This window comes from Actinomadura darangshiensis, assembly GCF_004349235.1.
Taxonomy (GTDB): Bacteria; Actinomycetota; Actinomycetes; order Streptosporangiales; family Streptosporangiaceae; genus Spirillospora; species Spirillospora darangshiensis.
The window spans coordinates 1-18,816 of sequence record NZ_SMKY01000178.1 but is presented as its reverse complement, the minus strand read 5'-3'; the positions used below and the strand labels follow the sequence as shown (position 1 = coordinate 18,816).

The following is an 18,816-nucleotide window of genomic DNA, read 5'->3' as shown; positions in this document are numbered from 1 at the left end:
TCCCCGTCCCCGCCCAGCTGCCGCGCGCCATCCCCGACTTCACCGGCCGCGCCGACGAGGCGGCGCTGATCGCCACGAGCCTGGCGAACCCGCCCGGCGGGCAGCCGCGGACGATGACCGTCACCACGGTCGCGGGCATGGGCGGGGTCGGCAAGAGCACGCTCGCCGTGCACGCGGCGCACCTGCTGACCGACGCGTTCCCCGGCGGCCAGCTCTACGCGGAGCTGCACGGCGACACCGACACCCCGGCCGAGCCCGCCGAGGTCCTCGACCGGTTCCTGCGCGCGCTCGGGGTGAGCGGTTCGGGCGTCCCCGCGGGCCTGGCGGAGCGCATGTCGCTGTTCCGCAGCCGGCTCGCCGGCCGCAAGGTGCTCATCGTCCTGGACGGCGCCGTCGGCGAGGAGCAGGTGCGGCCCCTGCTGCCGGGCACCCCGGACGCCGCCGTCCTCGTCACCAGCCGCAACCGCCTCACCGGGCTGGAGGGCGCGACCCTCCTCGACCTGGAGGTGCTGTCGCCGCCGGAGGCCGTCGAACTGCTCGCCCGCGTCATCGGCCCGCAGCGCGTCGCGGCCGAGCCCGCGGACGCCGTCGAGATCGCCCGGCTGTGCGGGCACGTCCCGCTGGCCATGCGGATCGCCGTCGGCCGGCTGGTCGGCCGGTCGTACTGGACGCTCGCCCACCTCGCCGAGCTGCTGCGCGACGAGCGCGGCCGGCTGGACGAGCTGATCGTCGGCGACCTGGCGGTGCGGGCCAGCTTCCGGCTGAGCTACCGGCCGCTGCCCGCCGCGACCCGGCGGGCGTTCCGGCTGATCGGGCTGCTGGACGCGCCCGACTTCGCCCTGTGGACGGTCGCCGCGCTGCTCGGCGTCCCGGTGAACGAGGCCCGCCCCCATCTGGAGACGCTGATCGACGCGCAGCTGGTGAACGTGGTCGGCCCCGACGGGACCGGCGAGCTGCGCTACCGCACGCACGAGCTGATCCGGCTGTACGCGCGGGAGTGCGCGGAGGCCGAGGACGCCCCCCGGCAGCGCACCGCGGCGCTCGGCAGGGCGCTCGGGGCCTGGCTGTGGCTGGCGGAACAGGCCTCCGACCTCATCCCCGGCCCCGCCTACGCCCCCATGCACGGCACCGCGCCGCGCTGGCCGCTCCTGCCCGCGACGGCCGCGCGGCTGCTGACCGACCCCATGCGCTGGTTCTCCGCCGAGCTGCCGGCGCTGGTGGCCGCCGCCCGGCAGGCCTGCGACCTGCGGCTCGACGAGCTGGCCTGGGACCTCGCCGCCTCCCTGGAGAAGTACTGCGACATCGCCGGCGTCTACGACGACTGGCGGCACACCCACGAGCGGGCGCTGCGGCTGTCGCGGGCCGCGAAGAACAAGCGGGGCGAGGCCGTCCTGCTGCGGGGGCTGCTGGAGGTGTCGACCTGGACGGCGCCGGAGCAGCCCAAGCCCGCCATGCTCGCGATGCGCGAGCAGGCGCAGCGGGTGCTCCAGCTGTTCACCGAGCTGGGCGACCCGCGCGGCATGGCCGACGCCCTGATCCTCATGGCCTGGGGCCAGGTCGCCCAGGGTGCCAGGGAAGAGGCGCTGAACACGGCGGGGCGGGCCCTGGCGCTGTCCGAACCGGTCGACTACCTGGGCGGGCAGGCCCGCGCCCAGCTGCTGCGGGCGGTGGCCCACGGCGAGGAGGCCCCGCATCAGGCCCTGCCCTGCCTGGAGCGCGCCCTGGAGATCGCCGAGCTGCTCGGGAATCCCCGTTTCCGGGCGACGATCGTGCAGTTCCTCGGCGCCGCCCACGCCCTCACCGGCGACCTCGTCACCGGGCAGCGGATGCTGAACGAATCGATCACGATCGCCCGCGATCTCGACGACCGCTATCTGGAGACGTTCTCGCTCATCTATCTCGCGAAACTGTTCGCCGCGATCGGCGACGACCGGGCCAGGGCCACCGCCGAACTGGCGCTCGCCTACAGCCACGCGGGCAACTTCGGCCATCACCGCGCCGAGGCGCTCGCCATCCTCGGCGAGCTCAATCTGACCGCGGGCGACACCCCCGCCGCCATCACCTGCCTGGAGCTGTCGGTCGAGGTCTGGCGCAGCCGCGGCTGGCTCCCGTTCCTCGCGCGGACGCTGCACCGGCTGGGCGACGCCTACGCGGCGGCCGGGGACCACTCCGCCGCCGCGACGGTGCGCGCGGAGGCCGACGACCTCGCGGAACGTAATTCCCTACCTATTTAGTAAGCAATAACGACAACGGGTCCGCGGCTTTGGTTAGCCTCCCGTAAGGACCGCGCGGTTACAGTCGGAAACGCATTGCGACACCCCGCGAGCAATGCCGATTTCAGTGACACCCCCGCTGATCCAACGAGGTGACGCATGCACCTGTCGGCACACGACCAGGAGCGGCTGGCCGCCGTACTCGCGACCGCCCGGCACGAGGTCCTCTCACTCGTGCCCACCTGGCCGGCCGCGCTGCGCGACGACCACCCGCACCGCCGTGCCGCTCCCACCACCCGCCTCGTCGTCTCCCGTCACTGCGGCGGGCAGACGACCCTCCAGCCGGGCCACGCGCAGATACGGCTCGGCGGCGACTTCACCACGTTCCTCCTGGTCGTCGACCGCAAGACGGCCCTGGTCAGGCGGAACGGCCCGTATATCGCTCCCACCATCGTCCAGGCCGCCGAGGTCGACCGGCTGGTCACCGTGTTCACCGACCACTGGGACCGGTCGGTTCCGCTCACTCCCTTCGCCTCGCGTCCGATGACCGAACTGCAGCTCGACATCATCCGCCGGCTGGCCACCGGGATGACCGACCAGGCGGCCGCGAACGCCCTGCAGATCTCGTCCCGCACCGTCCAGCGTCAGGTGCGCGACGTGATGGAGCAGTTCGGCGCTCGCAGCCGCCTGGAACTGGGCATCTGCCTGGCCGCGAAGGACCTGGTGTGACGGCTCAGCCGAAGTTCACGTCGCTGCAGATGTAGTACGACTGGTCCATGTGGGACGCCTGCCAGATGGTGTAGACCACATGGCGGCCGCTGCGTCCGGGCGCGCTGACGTTGTCGATGATGTAGTTGTTGGACGGCGCGTACCGGCCGGTCTCGCGGACGAGTTCCAGGTCGCTCCAGCGCAGCGGCTGGGTCAGCGGGTCATAGCCCTGGCGGGTGACGTAGACGAGGAAGTAGTCCGCGCCGTGGCTGGCCTGGTCGTACAGGTCGATCGTGAAGGTGGTGCCGATGTCGGTCGTCTTCCAGGGGCCGACGGCATCCATGGAGCGGTAGCGTCCGCTTTCGGCGAGGCCGCCGCTGCACAGCTGCCCGTCGGGCACGGCGGCCTGGTGATCGCCGCCGACGCCGTTGCGGTAGAGCCCGTTCCAGTTCCACATGGCGTTGGGGTTGTCCTGCCATGCCTGCCAGCACATCGGGTCTTCCTGCTCCATCGCGGGGTTCTGGAAGTCGTCGCCCCAGCGGTCCCAGCAGCCGTAGTTGCGGGAGGCGGGGTCGATCACCGACCCGTGGGCCGAGGCGGTGCCGACCCACATGAGCGGCATGAGCATCGCCGCGAAGAGGACGGTCAGGACACGGCGTGTCCGGTCGTAACGCATCGCGCGTTCTCCGTTCCGGTGGCGGGGGGTAGCCGGATTGGGAGCGCTCCCAGTCCGGAGCCTAACGCGGGCCCCGCCACGCGTCACACCACCCGTGAAAGCTTTCACGGACGTCCGGGCGCCGGGATGTGGCGTCCTAGTCGCCGGCCAGGACGATCGCCTCGACCGGAGTCGTCACGCCCTCTTCGCGCGCCTGGAGCCACGTCATCATGACGGCTATGTGCGCCCAGACGTGGTGCAGTGCTCTCGCCGGCAGTTCGCCGTCCGACGCAAATTCTCCGGCGAGGCACATGGCCGCCAACCGGATTTGAACGGCGGTCTCGCCGGTCACCGCGCCCTCACGATCGACTTCCTGCGCCATGAGCCGCCCCGTCCGTTGGGCGATTTCGCGGATCCAGGGGTCGTCGCCGACCTCCGAAAGAGTCGTTTCAACGATCCCGGAAAGCTCGAGCTCACCGAACCACACGGGGACATCCCACTCAGCGCTCGCCTCCAAGAGGCCGTCCTTGGCAGCCGTGGCCAGAGCGGCGGGCGAGGCCGGGGTGCGGCCCCTGTTCGCGAGAACGGAATTCAGCAGGCGCCCGAACGCCGGCGAGTTGATGGCGGTCAGCTCTTCGGACTCTTGCAGCGCGCCCATCCGGTTGGCCGCGAGATTGCTGCGCCGGTCCTTCCGAATGTCGTGATCGAGCGCGCTCGCCTGCTCCCACACCTTCGCGAGCTCCCGACCACCGGCGTCCATGGTCACGTCGATGCCGGCCAGGAGCGCGGACGCCTCTTGGAGATCTCCGGCCACCTGCGTCGCGAGGAGACGGGTCAGGCCCGGGATCTGTTCTTCGGGAAGGGTGCCGACCACATGTGCGACCACCGCGGGGATCCGGCGGGCCTCGATGTCCGGAACCATGCCGAGCAGGAGGCCGCGATCCAGGTCGTCCAGCACGCCGCGTTCAAAGGCGGCCGAGATGTGGGACGCGACCTCAGGGAGCCGGGCCAACGCCAAGTCCAGCGCGAGATCCCCTCTCCGGTCCAGCAACTGGAGGGCGACACGAGCTGCGGTGTTCGCGCGCAACAGGAGCAGACCGGCCAACTGGGACGGACACTCGTCGACGTCTCGGGCAACGTAGGTCGTCAGGAGTTCATGCGGCAACCGCAACGGATCCGGCTCCTCGGGTGGGATCCAGAGTTCCGGGCCGGAGTCATGGTCGCGGGAGGCCGTCCAGTAGCACAGCGGAGGGGTGTGCCGCATGCCGTGGTGCAGGATGCTCTGCGCGGTCGGGTCTTCGATCTCCTCCCGGTACGGCAGGCGGTAGCGGGCCTCGCCGCCGACGAGGCCGTCCACCCAGCGGACGAAGGCGACCGCGTCCTCGCCTCGCACTCCCGCCACGTACTCGGAGGCCGGCCGCCCGTCGGGCCGGCGGTGCTCTCCTCGCTCCAGCATGTCCCGCACGAACATCGCGTAGGTGTCCCGGGTGATCGGGGTCGCGCACAGCCGGGCGCCGCCCCGCACCGGGACGACCTGCCGCAACTGGCGGGTGATGGCCACCGCCTCGATGAGCCGGCGCCGATCCTCCGGAAGGTCCTCGTCGGAGGCGCTCGCCAGGAGCCGGTTGAGCTTCTCCCGCAGCTCGGGGTCGAGTTCGTTGCCCTCCTCCGCGCAGTCGAACGCGAGCGCCAGCGCGGTCACCGTCCCCGACCGCAGGCACGCGGACACGATGCGCCCGACGTCGCTGCCCGCCGCGTACAGCAGCGTGCACTCGCGCCACCAGGTGTCGTCCACGGACCTGGTGAGCACCGCGACGGGCCCCTTGTCCTTGATGTACTCCGCCGCCAGGTACTCCTGGAAGGTGAAGTGCGCGAACGACAGGACGCCGTTCTCCCGCTCGATCAGCAGCCCGTTGGAGCCGACGTCCTCAAGGAACTCCTCGGCGGTCAGGTCCGTGGCGATGCGGCGCAGCCGCGGGGTCAGGGTCCGCTCGCACTCCTGGCGTGTGACGTCCCGGACGCGGTCGCGCATCATGGTCACGGCCAGCTCGCGCAGCAGCAGCTCCTTCTGACTGCCGCGCGGCGAGATCGTCAGCCCCTTGGCCTCCTGCCGCCTCGACAGCATCACCTGGCAGATCTCGCGGTACAGGTCGGAGCGGCTGCCGGGCAGCGCGCCCCGGTACCGGTGCACGTTCGCGATCATCGTCAGGAGCAGGGGGTTCACGGTGAGCTGGTAGAGGCCGGGGGACGCGCGCAGCCGGTCGCGCAGGTCGTCGGCGCCGGACTCGGCGCGGTGCCGCACCTCCTCGCCGTCCTCCTGCGCCGCGTGCCGCTCGACCGCGAGGTACCAGCCGCGCACGAACGTGGAGATCTGCCCGTCGGTGAAGCGCCGGGTCTGCACCACCGTGGCCCCCTCGACGGAGGCGCCCTGGTAGCCCGTCGGACGGGACGTGATGACGAAGTCGTTCCCGGGGTAGTCGTGGATCTGCCGCTCGACCCAGTCGGTCACCCGCCGCCGGGCGTCCTGGTCGGCCACCTCGTCCAGCCCGTCGAGGAGCACCGTGCACGTCCCCTCTTCGAGCTGCCGCTCGAACCACCCGGCGGGCTCGTCGGCGGCGAGCCTGCCGAGCGTGCCGCGCAGCACGGCGGCGAGCCCCGGAGGGTCGTCGGCGGTGATCGCCGCGACGTGGTCCCGCAGGTAGAGCAGCATCGGGACCGGGCGGCGCTTCCCGGACCGGTCCAGGCTCAGGTGGCGGGCGGTGTGCCGCAGCAGCGTGGTCTTGCCGCTCCCGGGAGCGCCGACGATCGCCAGTACGCAGGGCTTGGATTCGCCGAGGAAGTCACGGATGGACTGGCGGGCGCCCGCCTCGCCGTCCGGGGCCTCGGCGAGCAGGTCTCCCGGGATCTGCCCGGGGGCGCGCAGGAAGAGGCTCACGTCCACGAACACCTCGTCCAGCTCGGGCGCGTAGAAGCCGACCGTGGACAGGCCCTTCTGGTCGATGAAGCGCAGCGCCCCGGCGGTGTGCTCGGCGTAGCGGGCGCCGAACCGGCTGAACCGGCGGGCCAGCGCCCGGTCGGTGCTGTCGAGCCATCCCTCGCGGCGGCGCTTGACGAGGTCGCGGACGAAGCCGGCCGCGAACTTGCCGACCGTGAGCACGGCCCAGTAGACGATGACGAGCACCGCCGCCAAGGTCAGGTGCTCGCGGACGACGTCCCGCCAGAATCCGGCGATCGCCGACGGCGGCAGAAGGACGGCCAGCAGCCAGGCGACCTTGGGCAGCACGGCCGGTTTGGGGGCGGTTTCCGAGGGTTTCTGCTCGGTCATCGGGCGGGGGGACCCTTCGGTTCGTCGTAGCCGACCTGAATGAGACGCACGGAACCGCTGCCGCGTTCGTAGAACCAGCCCCGGCCCGGCGGCAGACTCGACGGCCGGATCCCGCCCAGCAGGGCACCCTCGTCCCGGGGGCCGGACATGATGAGCGCCGGGGACGCCGTTTCCTTGAGCAGCCGCAGGACCGGCATGAACATCGCCCTGCCCGCGCCTCCCATCGTCCTGGCGAAGACCAGGTGGAGCCCGATGTCGTGGGCATGGGGCAAGACGTCCATGAGCGGCAGCAGGGGGTCGGCCGAGGTTTCCAGCAGTTCTGCGTCGTCGACGAACAGATACAGCTCGGGGCCCGTCCACCACGATCGGGAGAGCAGCTCCTCGGGGGTGAGGTTCGGCCGCGCGAGCCGTTGTTGGATCGCGTCGCGGATCTCGGCGACGAGCGGCACCGCGGCGGCGGCGGACGGAGCATAGCCGGTGAGGTGCTCGGTCTGGGGCGAGTCGAGCTGCGAGCGGCGGGGGTCGATGACGAAGAGCCGCGCCTCATCGGGGGCGTGCCGGGCGGCGACGCCCTCAGCGATCAGCTTCAGCAGGCTGGACTTGCCGCATCCCGGGTCGCCGAGCACCGCGAGGCGCGGCTCGTCGACGAAGTCCAGCAGCACGGGGGCGAGCCGCTCCTCGTCGATGCCGATCGGGACCCGGTGCCCGGTCTCGACCGGGCCGGGCAACGCGGCGACGGGCAGCAGACTCGGGAGCACGCGCACGGGCGGCGCGGCGGGACCCCGCCAGTTCCCCGCGACGGTGCCGACCAGGTCGGTGACCGCACCCGGCAGATCGTCGACGGTGGCGCGGCCGTCGATCCGGGGGAGCGCGGCGATGAAACGCCCCTCCTCCGAGGTGAGGCCGCGGCCGGGCGCGTCCGCCGGCACGCCCGCCGCCAGCTTCCGGTTGATCTGCGAGTCGTACGGATCGCCGAGCCTGAACTCCAGCCGGGTGCCCAGCAGATCGCCGAAGTTCGGCCTGAACTCCCCCCAACTCGTCGCGGTGGCCACGACATGGATGCCGAACCCGGGGCCGCGCGCGGCGAGATCGGCGATGACCGGCTCCAACTGCTCGTGCCGGTCCCGCAGGGTGCGCCATCCGTCGACGACCAGGACGACGTCGCCGGAACCGGCGCCGCGTCCGGCGGGCTCCCGTTCGCGCCGTTCCAGCAGCTGGGTGACCTCGGCGACGGTACGCCCGACCTTGTGCGCGTCCGTTCGGGCCGCCACACCCCCGACGTGCGGCAGCGCGGCGAGGGTGTGCAGCGACCCGCCGCCGAAGTCGAGGCAGTAGAAGCACGCCTCGTCCGGCGTGTACCGGAGCGCCAGCGAGGTGATCAGCGTCCGGAGCAGCGTGGACTTGCCGCTCTGCGGTGCACCGACGATGCCCGCGTTGCCCCCGGCGGACGACAGGTCCAGCCAGAGCGGGTCGCGGCGGTGCTCGAACGGCCGGTCGACGATGCCGACCGGGGCCGCGAGCCTGCCGTCCCCCTCCCTCTCTCCCCCGTACGGCGGCGTGGCCGGCAGATCCGGCAGCAGCTCGTCGAGGGACGGCGGCACGTCCAGCGGCGGCAGCCAGATCCGGTGCGCGGGCGGTCCCTGCCCGGCGAGCCGCCCCACCACCTCGTCCATGAGGGACTCGGCATGCTCCGGCGCCTGGTCCGGCTCCTCCGCCGGATCGATCACCTCCGGCCGCACGTACTCCGCGACGAAGGGCTGGATCTCCCGGATGATGCGCGGGCCTACGGCCTGCGGCGCCGATTCCGCGGCGGCCGGTCCGGAGACGTAGGCCGCCCGGAACCGGACGAGCTCGTCGGTGCCGACGCGCAGGAAACCCCAGCCGGGTTGCGCGGGCAGCTCGTAGGCGTCGGGCACGCCCAGCACGGCGCGCGATTCCGACGCGGAGAACGTCCGCATACCGATGCGGTACGACAGGTGCGCGTCGAGGCCGCGGAGCCTGCCCTCCTCCAGGCGCTGCGACGCGAGCAGCATGTGCACCCCGAGCGACCGTCCAAGCCGTCCCATCATCACGAGCAGTTCCACGAAGTCGGGCTTGGCGGTCAGCAGATCGGAGAACTCGTCGATGACCACGAGCAGCTCGGGCAGCGGCTCCAGGTCGGCGCCCTGCTCCCTGTCCCGTTCGTAGTCGCGCACCGAGGCGTAGTTGCCCGCGGCGCGCAGCAGTTCCTGCCGTCGCACCATCTCGCCGTTGACCGCGTCCGACAGCCGGTCGACCAGGGGAGGCTCGTCCTCCAGATCGGTGACGATCGCCGACACATGCCGCAGGTCCTCGAATCCCTGGAACGTCGCGGCGCCCTTGTAGTCGACCAGCAGGAGGTTGACCGCGTCCGAGGAGTGCGTGGCCGCGAGCCCGAGGATGAGCGTACGCAGCAGTTCCGACTTGCCCGATCCGGTGGCGCCGACGACCAGCCCGTGCGGGCCCATGCCGAGCTGCGCGGCCTCCTTGAGGTCCAGCTCGACCGGGCGGCCGTCTGAGTCCAGGCCGATCGGGACCCGCAGCCGGTGGCGGGGCGGCCGCTCGTGCCGGTCCGCGGCTGCTGGATCGCGGACGTCCAGCAGTCTGGTCAGCGGGACCTCGACGCTCCCCAGCGCACCGTCCACGGACGCGGGGCTCTCGACGCGGAGGGGGGCCAGCTGCCGCGCCAGGGCCGCCGCCTGCGCGACCGCCAGGAAGTCCGGCTTGCCGATCACGGTGGGCGGCTCAGGACCGGACGGGCTCGCCTCCAGGACCCGGAGCTCGTCCTCGGCGACGTGCAGCCGAACGGTGTGCTCGGCGGGGAGCGGGCTGAGATCACCGCCGAGATCCAGGACGGTCACCCCCGCCAGGCCCTCGACGGCCAGCACCGACTCCGCGTCCACCAGGCCGCCGTCGAAGATCACCACATGGTGCCCCCGGTCACCGGAGACCGGGTGGGTCGGCGTGAACCTGGGCCGCTCCAGCTCGTCGCCGAGCCGGGCCTCCAGGTCGGTCAGCGAGGTCGTGACGAGCCGCACCGGGCCGATGGCGTCCTGCTCGTTGGGATCGAGCGTGTGCGGCAGCCATTTCACCCAGTCCCAGAGGGGGGCCGCCGCCGACGAGGCGCACACGCTGATCCGCACGTCCTTCGGCGCGTGGAACACCGCCAGTTGCGCGGCGACGGCCCGCACGAGGCCGCGGATGCGCGCCGCGTCTCCAGTGAACGTGATGCGGGCGAACGCCCCCAGCGCCAGGGCAACGGGCATCTCGGCGATGATGGAATGCGCGCGGACGGTGCCGCGCAGCGCCTCCGCGCAGACCGGGTCGAGGTCCTCGACCGGCCCGGTCTCCGGCGGGATCAGCGCGACCGTGCTCTTCTGCGGGCCGACGGCGAGGCGGACCTGGACGAAGTCGCTGTCGAAGGGGCGCCGTTCCCAGAGCCGCCTGCCCATGGCCAGCGACCACAGTCCGGCCGGGCGGGGATACCGCCAGGACAGGGCTTTGCGCTGCGCGATGCTCGCCCGCCGCATGGTCTCGTCCACCTGGGCCAGATGGCGCAGGTAATTGTGGCGCTGCACCCTCAGCGTGGTCCTGTGCTGCTGGCGCGAGCTGAGGATGCCGATGAGACCGCCCAGCACCGAAACGGTGATCAGCATGGCCGCCGCCACCCGCAGCCTGCCGGACGAGTCGTCGAGCAGAAGCAGGACCCCCGTCGCCGCTCCGGCGGCCACGGGCACATAGGACAGCGCACCCCGGGCGATCCAGGCCCCCGTCGCCGGAATCTCCGGCGGCGCCTCCACCTGGACGTCGCCCTCGGGGAGGCGGGGCTCTTGAACCCGCGGTCTGCGCCGTACGACGACCGTGCTCAATGTGCCGATCACAACCTCTCGTCACCGCGCCTCCGGCGAGCATGTCGATTCTAGAAAGACCTGGCCGCCCGGAGATCGCTTCGCGCACAATTGACCGCGGCAGTGCAGGCATTCACCTCATGGCTTGGGGAGTGGTCGGAATCGCCGAGGACCTGGGAGAGCTGTGCCGGGTGACCGTGGTCGGCCCGCAGCGGCGGTTCGACATCGCGCTGCCCAGCCATATTCCGTTCGCGTCGCTGCTCCCGACGATTCTCGAATACTCCGGCCGTGAGCTGGCCGACATGGACGCCGGGCATGACGGCTGGGTTCTGCAGCGCCTCGACGAGAAGCCTTTTCCCGAGGACGCCACTCCGGCGCAGCTGAGCCTGCGGCACGGGGAGACGCTCTACCTGCGTCCGGCGTCCGCCACGATCCTCCAGCCGGTCACCGCCGACCCGGCCGACCTGGTCGATCCGCTGGTGAGCCCGCCGGAGCGGACGGCCCCCTGGGGCCGCCGGCAGGCGGGATTCACCGCGCTCGGCACCGCCGCCGTCGCCGCCTTGGCCGCGCTCCCGCTGGCCGGCGCGCCCTGGTGGCCGCAGGCGGCGGCCGCCGCCGTGCTCGCGGTGCTGTGCGTGGGCGGGGGCGGCGTCCTCATCCGGTCCGGGCCGGTGGGACACCTGCTCGCCGCGCTCGCGGTCCCGTTCGCCTTCCTCTCGGGCCTGCTCTGGACACTCGGCGACCATGACCTGAGTGAGATCGGCCCCGCCCAGGTGGCGACCGCTTTCGGCGCCGCGGCGCTGGCCGCCGCACTCGGCGTCGCGGTACGTGCCAGCCGCAGCCTGGGCCTGCTGATCGCCTCGGGCATCGGGGGCATCGCCGCGGGCTCCGCGGTCGTCTTCGACGAGGCGTCCGCCGAGGGGGTCGCGGCGCTCTGCCTCGCGGTCGTCCTTCCCTTGGCCGCCGGGGTGCCGCCGTTCGCGCTGCTGCTCGCCCGGTCCCGGATCCGCCTGCGGAGCCTTCCCGACTCCTCGGACGAGAGCCTGTCCGCGCGGCTCCTGGAGCGCCGGGCGGCGGAGGTGCTCGGGGTCGAGGGTGTCCTCGGGGTCGCCATCGGCCTCGCCGGCGTCGGCGGCGAGGCCGTCCTCGCGACGGCGTCCGGGGGCTGGGAACGGGCCGCCGGGGCGCTGGCGGCGGCCGCCCTGTTCCTGACGGCGTTCCGCTACCGGCAGGGTCCGGGGCGCATGGCCCTCCTGACCGCCGGGGCGGCCGGCGCCGGCATCGTCGCCGTGGCGGGCGCCGGCGAGGGACCCCACTGGGCCGCGGCCGTGGTCCCCTCGGCCGTTCTCCTGGTGATGGGAGCCATCGCCGTCGCCGCGACCCTCGCCGGGCCCGCTCGGCCCGAGGAGTCCCGGCTGATCAGACCCGTCGCGCTCCTCCCCCGGGCCTTGGACGTCCTGAACGCCGTCGTCCTGCTCGCCCTCCTCACCCTCGCGCTGTACCTGGCCGGAGCCCGCTGACTCACCTGCCGGCGGAGATGCGGAGGCCGGGCGGGACGATCTGCTCGTAGGTGGGGAGGCGCTTGACCAGGCCCGTGGTGCGGTGGAACTCGATCGCCGACTCGTAGGACGCGCGGGTGAAGCCGATCTGTGCCGGTATCTCCTTCTGCACGATCGGGGGCAGGTCCGCGAGCGCCTTGGGGTCGGTGCCCTTCAGGTAGCCGGCGAGCAGGCCGGGGATCTTCTCCGGGTGCTCGTGGATGTCGCGCTGGGCGTGCGCGATGGCGCGCTGGAACGCCGCGACCTCCGTGCGCTTCTTGTCCATGAGGCGCTGGGTGGTGAAGACGACGCCGTGCGCGGTGGTCTCGAAACCCGGGATGTCGCCGCGGGACGGCGAGATGTAGAGCGACCCGGCCCCGGCGGCCTTGGCCTGCTGCGCGATCGGCTGGAAGAACGACAGCGCGTCCACCCGCCCGGTCTTCAGCGCGCCGATGGCGGAGGTGGCCTTCGCGCCGAGGTTGACGAGCTCGGCGTCGCGGTCGGAGCGCATCCCGACCCGCTGGAACAGGTAGGTGACGAGCGCCTCGGTGCCGCTGCCGGGGCCGGTGATGCCGATCTTCTTGCCGCGCAGCGCGCGGATGCGGTCGTCCAGCGAGGCGGACGCGGGCGCGCCCTGGAAGTCGTCGCCCACGATGATGTCGACGTAGTAGCGGTCGACGAGGTCGGCGACCAGGCGCGTCCCGTCGTCGATGCGGGCGAGGTTGAGGGCGTCGGTGAGCACTCCGGCGCCGACGTCGATGCCGCCCGACTTCAGCGCGGCGGCGACCTTCGCGCCGGTGCCGAGCCGGGGCCGCTCGCCGAGCTTCACCCCCTCCTGCTCGAAGTAGTGCTCGTGCTCGGCGATGAACAGCGGGAGGAACGCGATCGAGTTGCTGATCTGGCCGACGTTCAGCACGCCGGGCGGGGTGGTGGACGTGCGCTTGGCGCACCCGCCCGCGGCCAGGACGACGACGAGCAGCGCCGCGACGAGCCGTCTCATCGGCGGGCCTCCAGCGGCTTCCAGCGGCTCAGCCGGCGGTCCAGCAGGCCGACGAGCAGGTTCAGCACGGCGGCGATCACGCTGAGCACGACGAGCGTGGCGAACACGCCGGCCGTGTCGAACTGCGCGGCCGCGTCGTTGATGAGGTAGCCGAGGCCGCGGTTGGACGCGACCAGCTCGCCGATCACCGCACCGATCAGCGCGTACGGGATCGCGACCTTCAGCCCGGTGAGGACCCCGGTCATCGAGGCCGGCAGGACGACCTTGAGCGTGACGTGCCACCGCCCGCCGCCCATCAGCCGGACCGCGTCGATCAGCCCGCGGTCCACCTCCCGGACGCCGGCGACGGTGTTGAGGAACACCAGGAAGAACACAGTCGCGGCGGCGAGCAGCACCTTCATGTGCATGCCGATGCCGAACCAGACGATGAACAGCGGGGCCAGCGCCACCTTCGGGATCGAGTACAGCGCCATGACGAACGGATCCAGGACCCGGTAGAGCAGGGTCGCCGACGCCAGGACGAAGCCGGACAGCACGCCCGCCGCGGCGCCCACCGCGAACCCGTAGATGATCTCCTGGATCGTCACCCACGTGTTCGACCAGAGGATGCCGTCCTGCTGCCACTCGACGAGGCGGTCCCAGATCTCGGACGGGCGGCTGGTGAAGATGACGTCGAACCACCGGTCCGCCGCCCACTGCCAGACCAGCAGCACCACCGCCACCAGGACGACCCGGGCGGCCCAGACGCTGATCCGCGCGCCGTACCTGCCCCAGAAACTTCGCTCGATCGGGACGACCTGGGGCGCGTCCTCGACCTCTTTGACATCCGCGCTCATCGGGCCCCCTCCCTCAGTGCGTCCGTCAGCCTGCGGTGCAGGGCGACGAACCGGGTGTCGACCCGCATCTCGTCGGGGTCGCGGGGACGGGGCAGGTCGATGGCCTCGTCCAGCACGACGCGGCCGAGCCGCCCGAGCACGACCACCCGGTCACCGAGGAGCAGCGCCTCCTCGATGTCGTGCGTCACGAACACCACGGTCTGGCCGCTGCCCTGCCACAGGCGCAGCAGCTCCTTCTGCAGCTCGGCGCGCAGCTGGGCGTCGAGGGCGCCGAACGGCTCGTCCATCAGCAGGGTCTCGGGGTCGCCGGCGAGCATCCGGGCGAGGCCGACCCGCCGGCGCATGCCGCCGGACAGCTCCCGCGGGTAGTGCCGCTCGAACCCGCCGAGCCCGACCCGCTCGATCAGCTCCGCGGCGCGCTCGCGGCGCTCGCGGGCGGGCACCTTCTTCAGCTCCATCGGCATCTCGATGTTGCGCCGGACGTCCCGCCAGGGCATCAGCGTGTCCGACTGCGTCAGGTAGCCGACCTCGACGCGCGGCCTGGAGATCGGCTGCTCGCGGTAGAACACGTCGCCGGACGTGGGCGGGATGAGCCCGGCGAGCAGGTTCAGCACCGTCGACTTGCCGCAGCCGCTGCGCCCGAGGACGCTGACGAACCCGCCCTCGGCGACGTCCAGGTCGAAGTCGCGCAGGGCCACGATGCCCTTGTCGTCCTTGACGAACTGCTTGCTGAGGTTCCGCATCCTCAGGACCGGGCTCATGGCCGGGCTCCTTCCGCGCCGGCGAGCCAGCGGCTGTTGCGGACCGCCATCGTCCGCACGTCGTCCTCGGTGAAGCCCTCGGCGAGGAGCCGGTCGGCCATCAGCGCCAGCCCGTCCTCCACCGGCGGGTTGAACGGCTGGCCGAGGTCGCTGGACAGCACGGAGTGCTCGGGCCCGACGGCGCGGATGTTGTCCACCCACACGTCCCACGAGACCTTGCCGGTGTGCGGGGTGGTGAAGCAGCGCTCCATCAGGGCGCCCTTCGCCGCGAGGTCCCGCTGCCGCTCCACGCCGACCCGCTGGGACGTGAACTCGGGATGGGTGACGACGATGCGCCGCACCCCCTCGGCGACGGCGGCGTCCACGACGGTGCCGATCTCCGCGGTGGACAGGTGGCCGGTGGCCAGCGTCATGTCGTGCTTGGCGATCACCCGGAGCACCTGCCGGGTGGCGTCGGTGAGCTTCCCGTCGGCGGCGAGCACGTCGACCGGGTCGGCCGCCATGCCCTCGGCGCGCAGCTCGTCCTGGAGCCGCGCCCACATCGGCGGGCGCGCCCCCTCGGGATCGTGCGCGGTGCATTCGCGCTGGTTGGCGCTGTCCACGGTCGGCAGCCACACGAACTGGGCGCCGGCGCGTCCGGCCAGCTCCACCGCGATGGGGTTCATGCCGCCGACCGAGCCGTTCAGCGTGATCGCCCCGACCGCGCCGAACCCGGGGACGGCGGCGCGCACCACCGCGGCCCGCTCCGCGGTCGGGAAGTAGTGCGACTTCAGGACGAACCCGCCGAGCCCCGCCGCCGCGAACCGCGGCGCGAGCGCGAGGTCGTCGATGCGGCGTTCCATGACGTCCGGGGCCACATGGATATGCACGTCGTATGCGCCCCGCACGAGCTCGCGAGCCCGGCCGGACGGCCTCGGGTGTTCGGTCATCCGCAACCCCTTGTGTCGCCACTACTGATGCCGAGATTGTTAACAATTTCGGCGACACCGTCAATAGGCCGCCCGCCGGTTGGTCGGGAGCGCCGGTTCTCCGCTGTGGACGTGGAGAACATGAAGCGGGGCAGCGACGCCTCGGCCGCCCGTCCGCGCCTGGAGTTGCTGTATGTGCGGGCGTCGGGCTCGCCGGGACAGGAGTGCTCCCTGGCCGCGCAGGAGGCCGAGTTGCGGGCGACCTCCACGGGGGAGATCGTCAAGGTCGTCAGGGATCGCGGCTCGGGTCTGAAGGAGAACCGGCCCGGCTTGAACCGGGTGCTGGCCATGGTGTCGGACGGCTCTGTGACCGTGGTGCGCGTCACACACGAGGACCGCCTGGCCCGGTTCGGGGTGGGCTGGCTCAAGCGGCTGTTCACCGTCTACGGGGTCACCGTGGAGGTGCTGCACCCGAGGAAGGTCAGTGGCCGGGATGAGCTCCTCGAAGACTTCGTCTCCCTGGTGACGACGTTCGCCGGACGTCTGTACGGGATGCGCAGCGCGCAGAACCGTCGGCGGCTGCTCGCCGAGTCCGGCCAGTGCAGCGATCAGGACCGTTGCAGCGATCAGGACCATGTCGCGTGAGCCGGAAACCGCCGCTCGCCGACCGGCGAACTCCGCACTGCCGCCGCTCTGGCGGAACGCGTCGGCTGGTGCATGGACCTGGTGGCCGCGATGGCCTGCACGCTGATGTCCGAGCATTGGAACGCCACCGACGTGGACACGCTCGCCTCCGGCCAGGACGCGGGCGGCAGGAGGCTGCCGTCGAATGCGTGGATGGCGCTGCGTCGCCTCGGCTGGACTGCCACCTGCGAGGCGAAGGTCAACGACCGGATCGTACGGATGGCCCAGGAACAGACCGGGCGTGCGCTGCGGTCGGCGAACCCGGCAGATCGCCTCCTTCGAGCGCAAGCACGGGCGTCTGCCCGCCAGCGTGTTCGAGATGGAACCCACCCCGCGTGTAGCGCGCATGCTGCTGCTGGCCGCCTGTGACTGGCAGCAGGCCACCATCGAACGGTCAGCGACCGATCCGATGAAAGCCCTGCTGCGCTTGCAGCTGCCCACCCGACCCGCGCACGTACGCGGACTGGACGTGGGTCGCCTGCTCGATCACGCTGCCGCCCACGGTTGCGGTGAACGGCCACGAACCAACCGCCCCGCGCCCAGGCGACGCGGGGTTCCCTCCCCAACACGGCCCACCGGTCGTGCCGGCCAGCGTCCGGAGGGACACGCACCAACGGACCGGGCCCGGTTGCCCCGCGCAGCCCACCGCCACCAGGGCGTGACCACGATCAGCACACCCACCATCAGCCGACACCGGCCACGCGGAGCAGCACTGGGCGCCGGATTCCACTTCCACGCCCACGCTCCCCCACCCAGGTGGGCAGAACCCGCACCGAACCTCACAGTTCGCGTGGGATCACTTAGCTGATCAGAGACCCTACGAAAGCGCCTTGACGTAACGGCGAACGGGGACTTCGACGACACCCGCCGCGGTGGGCGCCGAATAGCTCATCGGGCCGGCGTCCCGCCACCCGTGGAACTCGTAGAAGCGCCGGGCCCGCTCGTTCCCGGGGACCACCGCGAGCCACGTCTCGGGGTGCCGGCCGGTGAACCGCTCCTCCGCGCTCCGCAGCAGCGCGCCGCCGACACCGCGCCCGCGAGCGGCCGCATCGACGGCCAGCTGCACGACCTCCCCCTCCTCGTCACCGAGGATGATCAGGCCGAACAGAACCCCGTCCTCCTCCGCCACGACGGTGGACGCCAGGTACTTCTCCGCGTGGACGGCGAAGTGCTCGGGCCCGCGCGCGTCCATCAGCGCGTCGGGAACATGGCCGGCATGCCCGTCGAGCCACGCCGCGCGCCACAGCGGAGCCAGCCGCGGCAGATCGTCCGTCCGTGCGAGCCGCAGTTCCATCGCCCCCACCTCCCTGTCACTGACATAACCGGTCAGGCGAACCTGTCGAGCGCGGCGACGAGGGTCGCGGTCGTATCCTCGTCGCCGGAACCATGCCCCGCGCCGCCCATGATGACGAGTTCGGCGTCCGGCCAGGCTTTGGCCAACCGGTAGGGGACGTCGACCGGGCTGCTGATGTCGAGGGCGCCGTGGACGAGCACGCCGGGTATGCCCGCCAGTTTCGACGCGCCGGATACGAGCGGCTCGTCCAGCCAACCAGCATGAGCCCAATAGTGGGTGACCAGCCGGGCGAAGACCAGCCGGAAATCCGGATCGTCGAACCGGGAGTCGGGGTGCCGGCCGGGGACCGTCGCGACGTGGGTGCCCTCCCACCGGCACCATTCACGCGCCGCAGCTGCCCGGACGCTCGCGTCGGGGTCATGCAAAAGGCGGCTATAGGCGGCAGCAAGATTGCCGTCGCGATCGGCTTCGGGAACGTGGTCGCGAAAGCGGTCCCACGCCTCGGGCGAGACCCGGCCCATGTCACGGGTGATCCAGTCGACCTCGCGCGCACTGGTCGTCGCCACGCTGAACAACACCATCTCGCTAACGCGGGACGGATGGGCCTGTGCGTAGGCGAGAGCGAGAGTCGACCCCCACGACCCGCCGAACAGCAGCCACCGCTCGATGCCGAGCCGCTCGCGGAGCATCTCCATGTCGCCGATCAGATGCCGCGTGGTGTTGGCGGACAGGTCGACCTCGGGTTCGGCCGCGCTGGGACGGCTGTGCCCGCAATTGCGCTGGTCGAACAGCACGATGCGGTACTTGTCCGGGTTGAAAAAGCGGCGCCAGCCGGGGCCGCACCCTGAGCCGGGGCCGCCGTGGACGGCGAGGGCGGGCTTGCCCTCCGGGTTGCCGCAGACCTCCCAGTACACCAGCTGCCCGTCGCCGGCATCGAGCAGGCCGTGCTCGTGCGGCTCGATTTCGGGATAGCGCGTCACGTCCCGACCCTAACGGCGGCGAGGGGGGTGGCATAAGCGGGTTAAGGG

At 72.0% G+C, this 18,816-nt stretch carries 14 protein-coding genes; 5 read left to right on the top strand and 9 right to left on the bottom strand.

The genetic code is table 11. The features are described from left to right. Both E1293_RS30460 and E1293_RS30455 read left to right on the top strand, forming a co-directional pair. Positions 1-2,234 (top strand): ATP-binding protein (locus tag E1293_RS30460; RefSeq protein WP_132200938.1); only part of this gene is annotated, 2,234 nt, incomplete at its 5' end. Positions 2,235-2,372: 138 nt separating this feature from the next. After that, positions 2,373-2,942: a helix-turn-helix transcriptional regulator gene (locus tag E1293_RS30455; RefSeq protein ID WP_132200937.1), complete on the top strand. Its 570-nt coding sequence runs from the start codon at positions 2,373-2,375 to the stop codon at positions 2,940-2,942. Between the two features lie 4 nt (positions 2,943-2,946). On the opposite strand, the gene E1293_RS30450 is transcribed toward E1293_RS30455, so the two are convergent. The 3 genes from E1293_RS30450 to eccCa all read right to left on the bottom strand — a co-directional run bounded on the left by E1293_RS30450 (position 2,947) and on the right by eccCa (position 10,788). Next, complete coding sequence (locus E1293_RS30450) at positions 2,947-3,597, bottom strand: lytic polysaccharide monooxygenase auxiliary activity family 9 protein (RefSeq protein WP_132200936.1); 651 nt, start codon at positions 3,595-3,597, stop codon at positions 2,947-2,949. A gap of 136 nt (positions 3,598-3,733) precedes the next feature. Beyond that, positions 3,734-6,901 carry an NACHT domain-containing protein gene (locus E1293_RS30445; protein ID WP_132200935.1) on the bottom strand — a complete coding sequence of 1,056 codons (3,168 nt, stop codon included), beginning with the start codon at positions 6,899-6,901 and terminating at the stop codon, positions 3,734-3,736. Continuing rightward, positions 6,898-10,788 (bottom strand): type VII secretion protein EccCa, encoded by a 3,891-nt coding sequence (gene eccCa, locus E1293_RS30440; RefSeq protein ID WP_132200934.1) that lies wholly within the window; start codon positions 10,786-10,788, stop codon positions 6,898-6,900. Before eccCa ends, E1293_RS30445 begins: the two co-directional genes overlap by 4 nt. Positions 10,789-10,907: 119 nt before the next feature. Between eccCa and E1293_RS30435 the strand changes: the two genes are divergently transcribed. Beyond that, a complete protein-coding gene (locus E1293_RS30435; protein ID WP_165978456.1) occupies positions 10,908-12,287 on the top strand; it encodes an EsaB/YukD family protein in 1,380 nt (459 codons plus the stop codon). A 1-nt stretch (position 12,288) separates the two neighbouring features. On the opposite strand, the gene E1293_RS30430 is transcribed toward E1293_RS30435, so the two are convergent. Genes E1293_RS30430 through E1293_RS30415 form a run of 4 tightly spaced genes read right to left on the bottom strand, consistent with a single transcriptional unit; the run spans position 12,289 to position 15,831 of the window. After that, entirely contained in the window at positions 12,289-13,305 is a 1,017-nt protein-coding gene (locus E1293_RS30430; protein ID WP_132200932.1) for an ABC transporter substrate-binding protein, read from the bottom strand. Beyond that, a complete protein-coding gene (locus tag E1293_RS30425) occupies positions 13,302-14,141 on the bottom strand; it encodes an ABC transporter permease (protein WP_132200931.1) in 840 nt (279 codons plus the stop codon). The genes E1293_RS30430 and E1293_RS30425 overlap by 4 nt, the downstream gene beginning before the upstream one ends. Continuing rightward, on the bottom strand, positions 14,138-14,902 hold the full coding sequence (locus E1293_RS30420; RefSeq protein WP_132200930.1) for an ABC transporter ATP-binding protein: 765 nt from the start codon (positions 14,900-14,902) through the stop codon (positions 14,138-14,140). Before E1293_RS30420 ends, E1293_RS30425 begins: the two co-directional genes overlap by 4 nt. Continuing rightward, positions 14,899-15,831: a DUF6282 family protein gene (locus tag E1293_RS30415; RefSeq protein WP_132200929.1), complete on the bottom strand. Its 933-nt coding sequence runs from the start codon at positions 15,829-15,831 to the stop codon at positions 14,899-14,901. Before E1293_RS30415 ends, E1293_RS30420 begins: the two co-directional genes overlap by 4 nt. 105 nt (positions 15,832-15,936) lie before the next feature. Between E1293_RS30415 and E1293_RS30410 the strand changes: the two genes are divergently transcribed. Together E1293_RS30410 and E1293_RS49705 are read left to right on the top strand one after the other, a co-directional pair. After that, the gene (locus tag E1293_RS30410; protein WP_165978455.1) at positions 15,937-16,455 is read left to right on the top strand and encodes a recombinase family protein; all 519 of its coding nucleotides are present in this window, start codon (positions 15,937-15,939) and stop codon (positions 16,453-16,455) included. A gap of 72 nt (positions 16,456-16,527) precedes the next feature. Next, a complete protein-coding gene (locus E1293_RS49705; RefSeq protein ID WP_243716786.1) occupies positions 16,528-16,863 on the top strand; it encodes a hypothetical protein in 336 nt (111 codons plus the stop codon). A 448-nt stretch (positions 16,864-17,311) separates the two neighbouring features. Here the strand turns inward: E1293_RS49705 and E1293_RS30400 are convergent, their stop codons facing one another. Together E1293_RS30400 and pip are read right to left on the bottom strand one after the other, a co-directional pair. Continuing rightward, a complete protein-coding gene (locus E1293_RS30400; protein ID WP_132200927.1) occupies positions 17,312-17,788 on the bottom strand; it encodes a GNAT family N-acetyltransferase in 477 nt (158 codons plus the stop codon). A gap of 32 nt (positions 17,789-17,820) precedes the next feature. Then, the gene (pip, locus tag E1293_RS30395) at positions 17,821-18,768 is read right to left on the bottom strand and encodes a prolyl aminopeptidase (RefSeq protein WP_132200926.1); all 948 of its coding nucleotides are present in this window, start codon (positions 18,766-18,768) and stop codon (positions 17,821-17,823) included. Between the last annotated feature and the right edge of the window lie 48 nt (positions 18,769-18,816).

Excerpts from the sequence above, each read along its gene's own strand:
- E1293_RS30455 (WP_132200937.1), top strand. The coding sequence starts at position 2,373 with ATGCACCTGTCGGCACACGACCAGGAGCGGCTGGCCGCCGTACTCGCG.
- E1293_RS30450 (WP_132200936.1), bottom strand. The coding sequence starts at position 3,597 with ATGCGTTACGACCGGACACGCCGTGTCCTGACCGTCCTCTTCGCGGCG.
- E1293_RS30445 (WP_132200935.1), bottom strand. The coding sequence starts at position 6,901 with ATGACCGAGCAGAAACCCTCGGAAACCGCCCCCAAACCGGCCGTGCTG.
- E1293_RS30435 (WP_165978456.1), top strand. The coding sequence starts at position 10,908 with ATGGCTTGGGGAGTGGTCGGAATCGCCGAGGACCTGGGAGAGCTGTGC.
- E1293_RS30430 (WP_132200932.1), bottom strand. The coding sequence starts at position 13,305 with ATGAGACGGCTCGTCGCGGCGCTGCTCGTCGTCGTCCTGGCCGCGGGC.
- E1293_RS30425 (WP_132200931.1), bottom strand. The coding sequence starts at position 14,141 with ATGAGCGCGGATGTCAAAGAGGTCGAGGACGCGCCCCAGGTCGTCCCG.
- E1293_RS30420 (WP_132200930.1), bottom strand. The coding sequence starts at position 14,902 with ATGAGCCCGGTCCTGAGGATGCGGAACCTCAGCAAGCAGTTCGTCAAG.
- E1293_RS30415 (WP_132200929.1), bottom strand. The coding sequence starts at position 15,831 with ATGACCGAACACCCGAGGCCGTCCGGCCGGGCTCGCGAGCTCGTGCGG.
- E1293_RS49705 (WP_243716786.1), top strand. The coding sequence starts at position 16,528 with ATGGACCTGGTGGCCGCGATGGCCTGCACGCTGATGTCCGAGCATTGG.
- E1293_RS30400 (WP_132200927.1), bottom strand. The coding sequence starts at position 17,788 with ATGGAACTGCGGCTCGCACGGACGGACGATCTGCCGCGGCTGGCTCCG.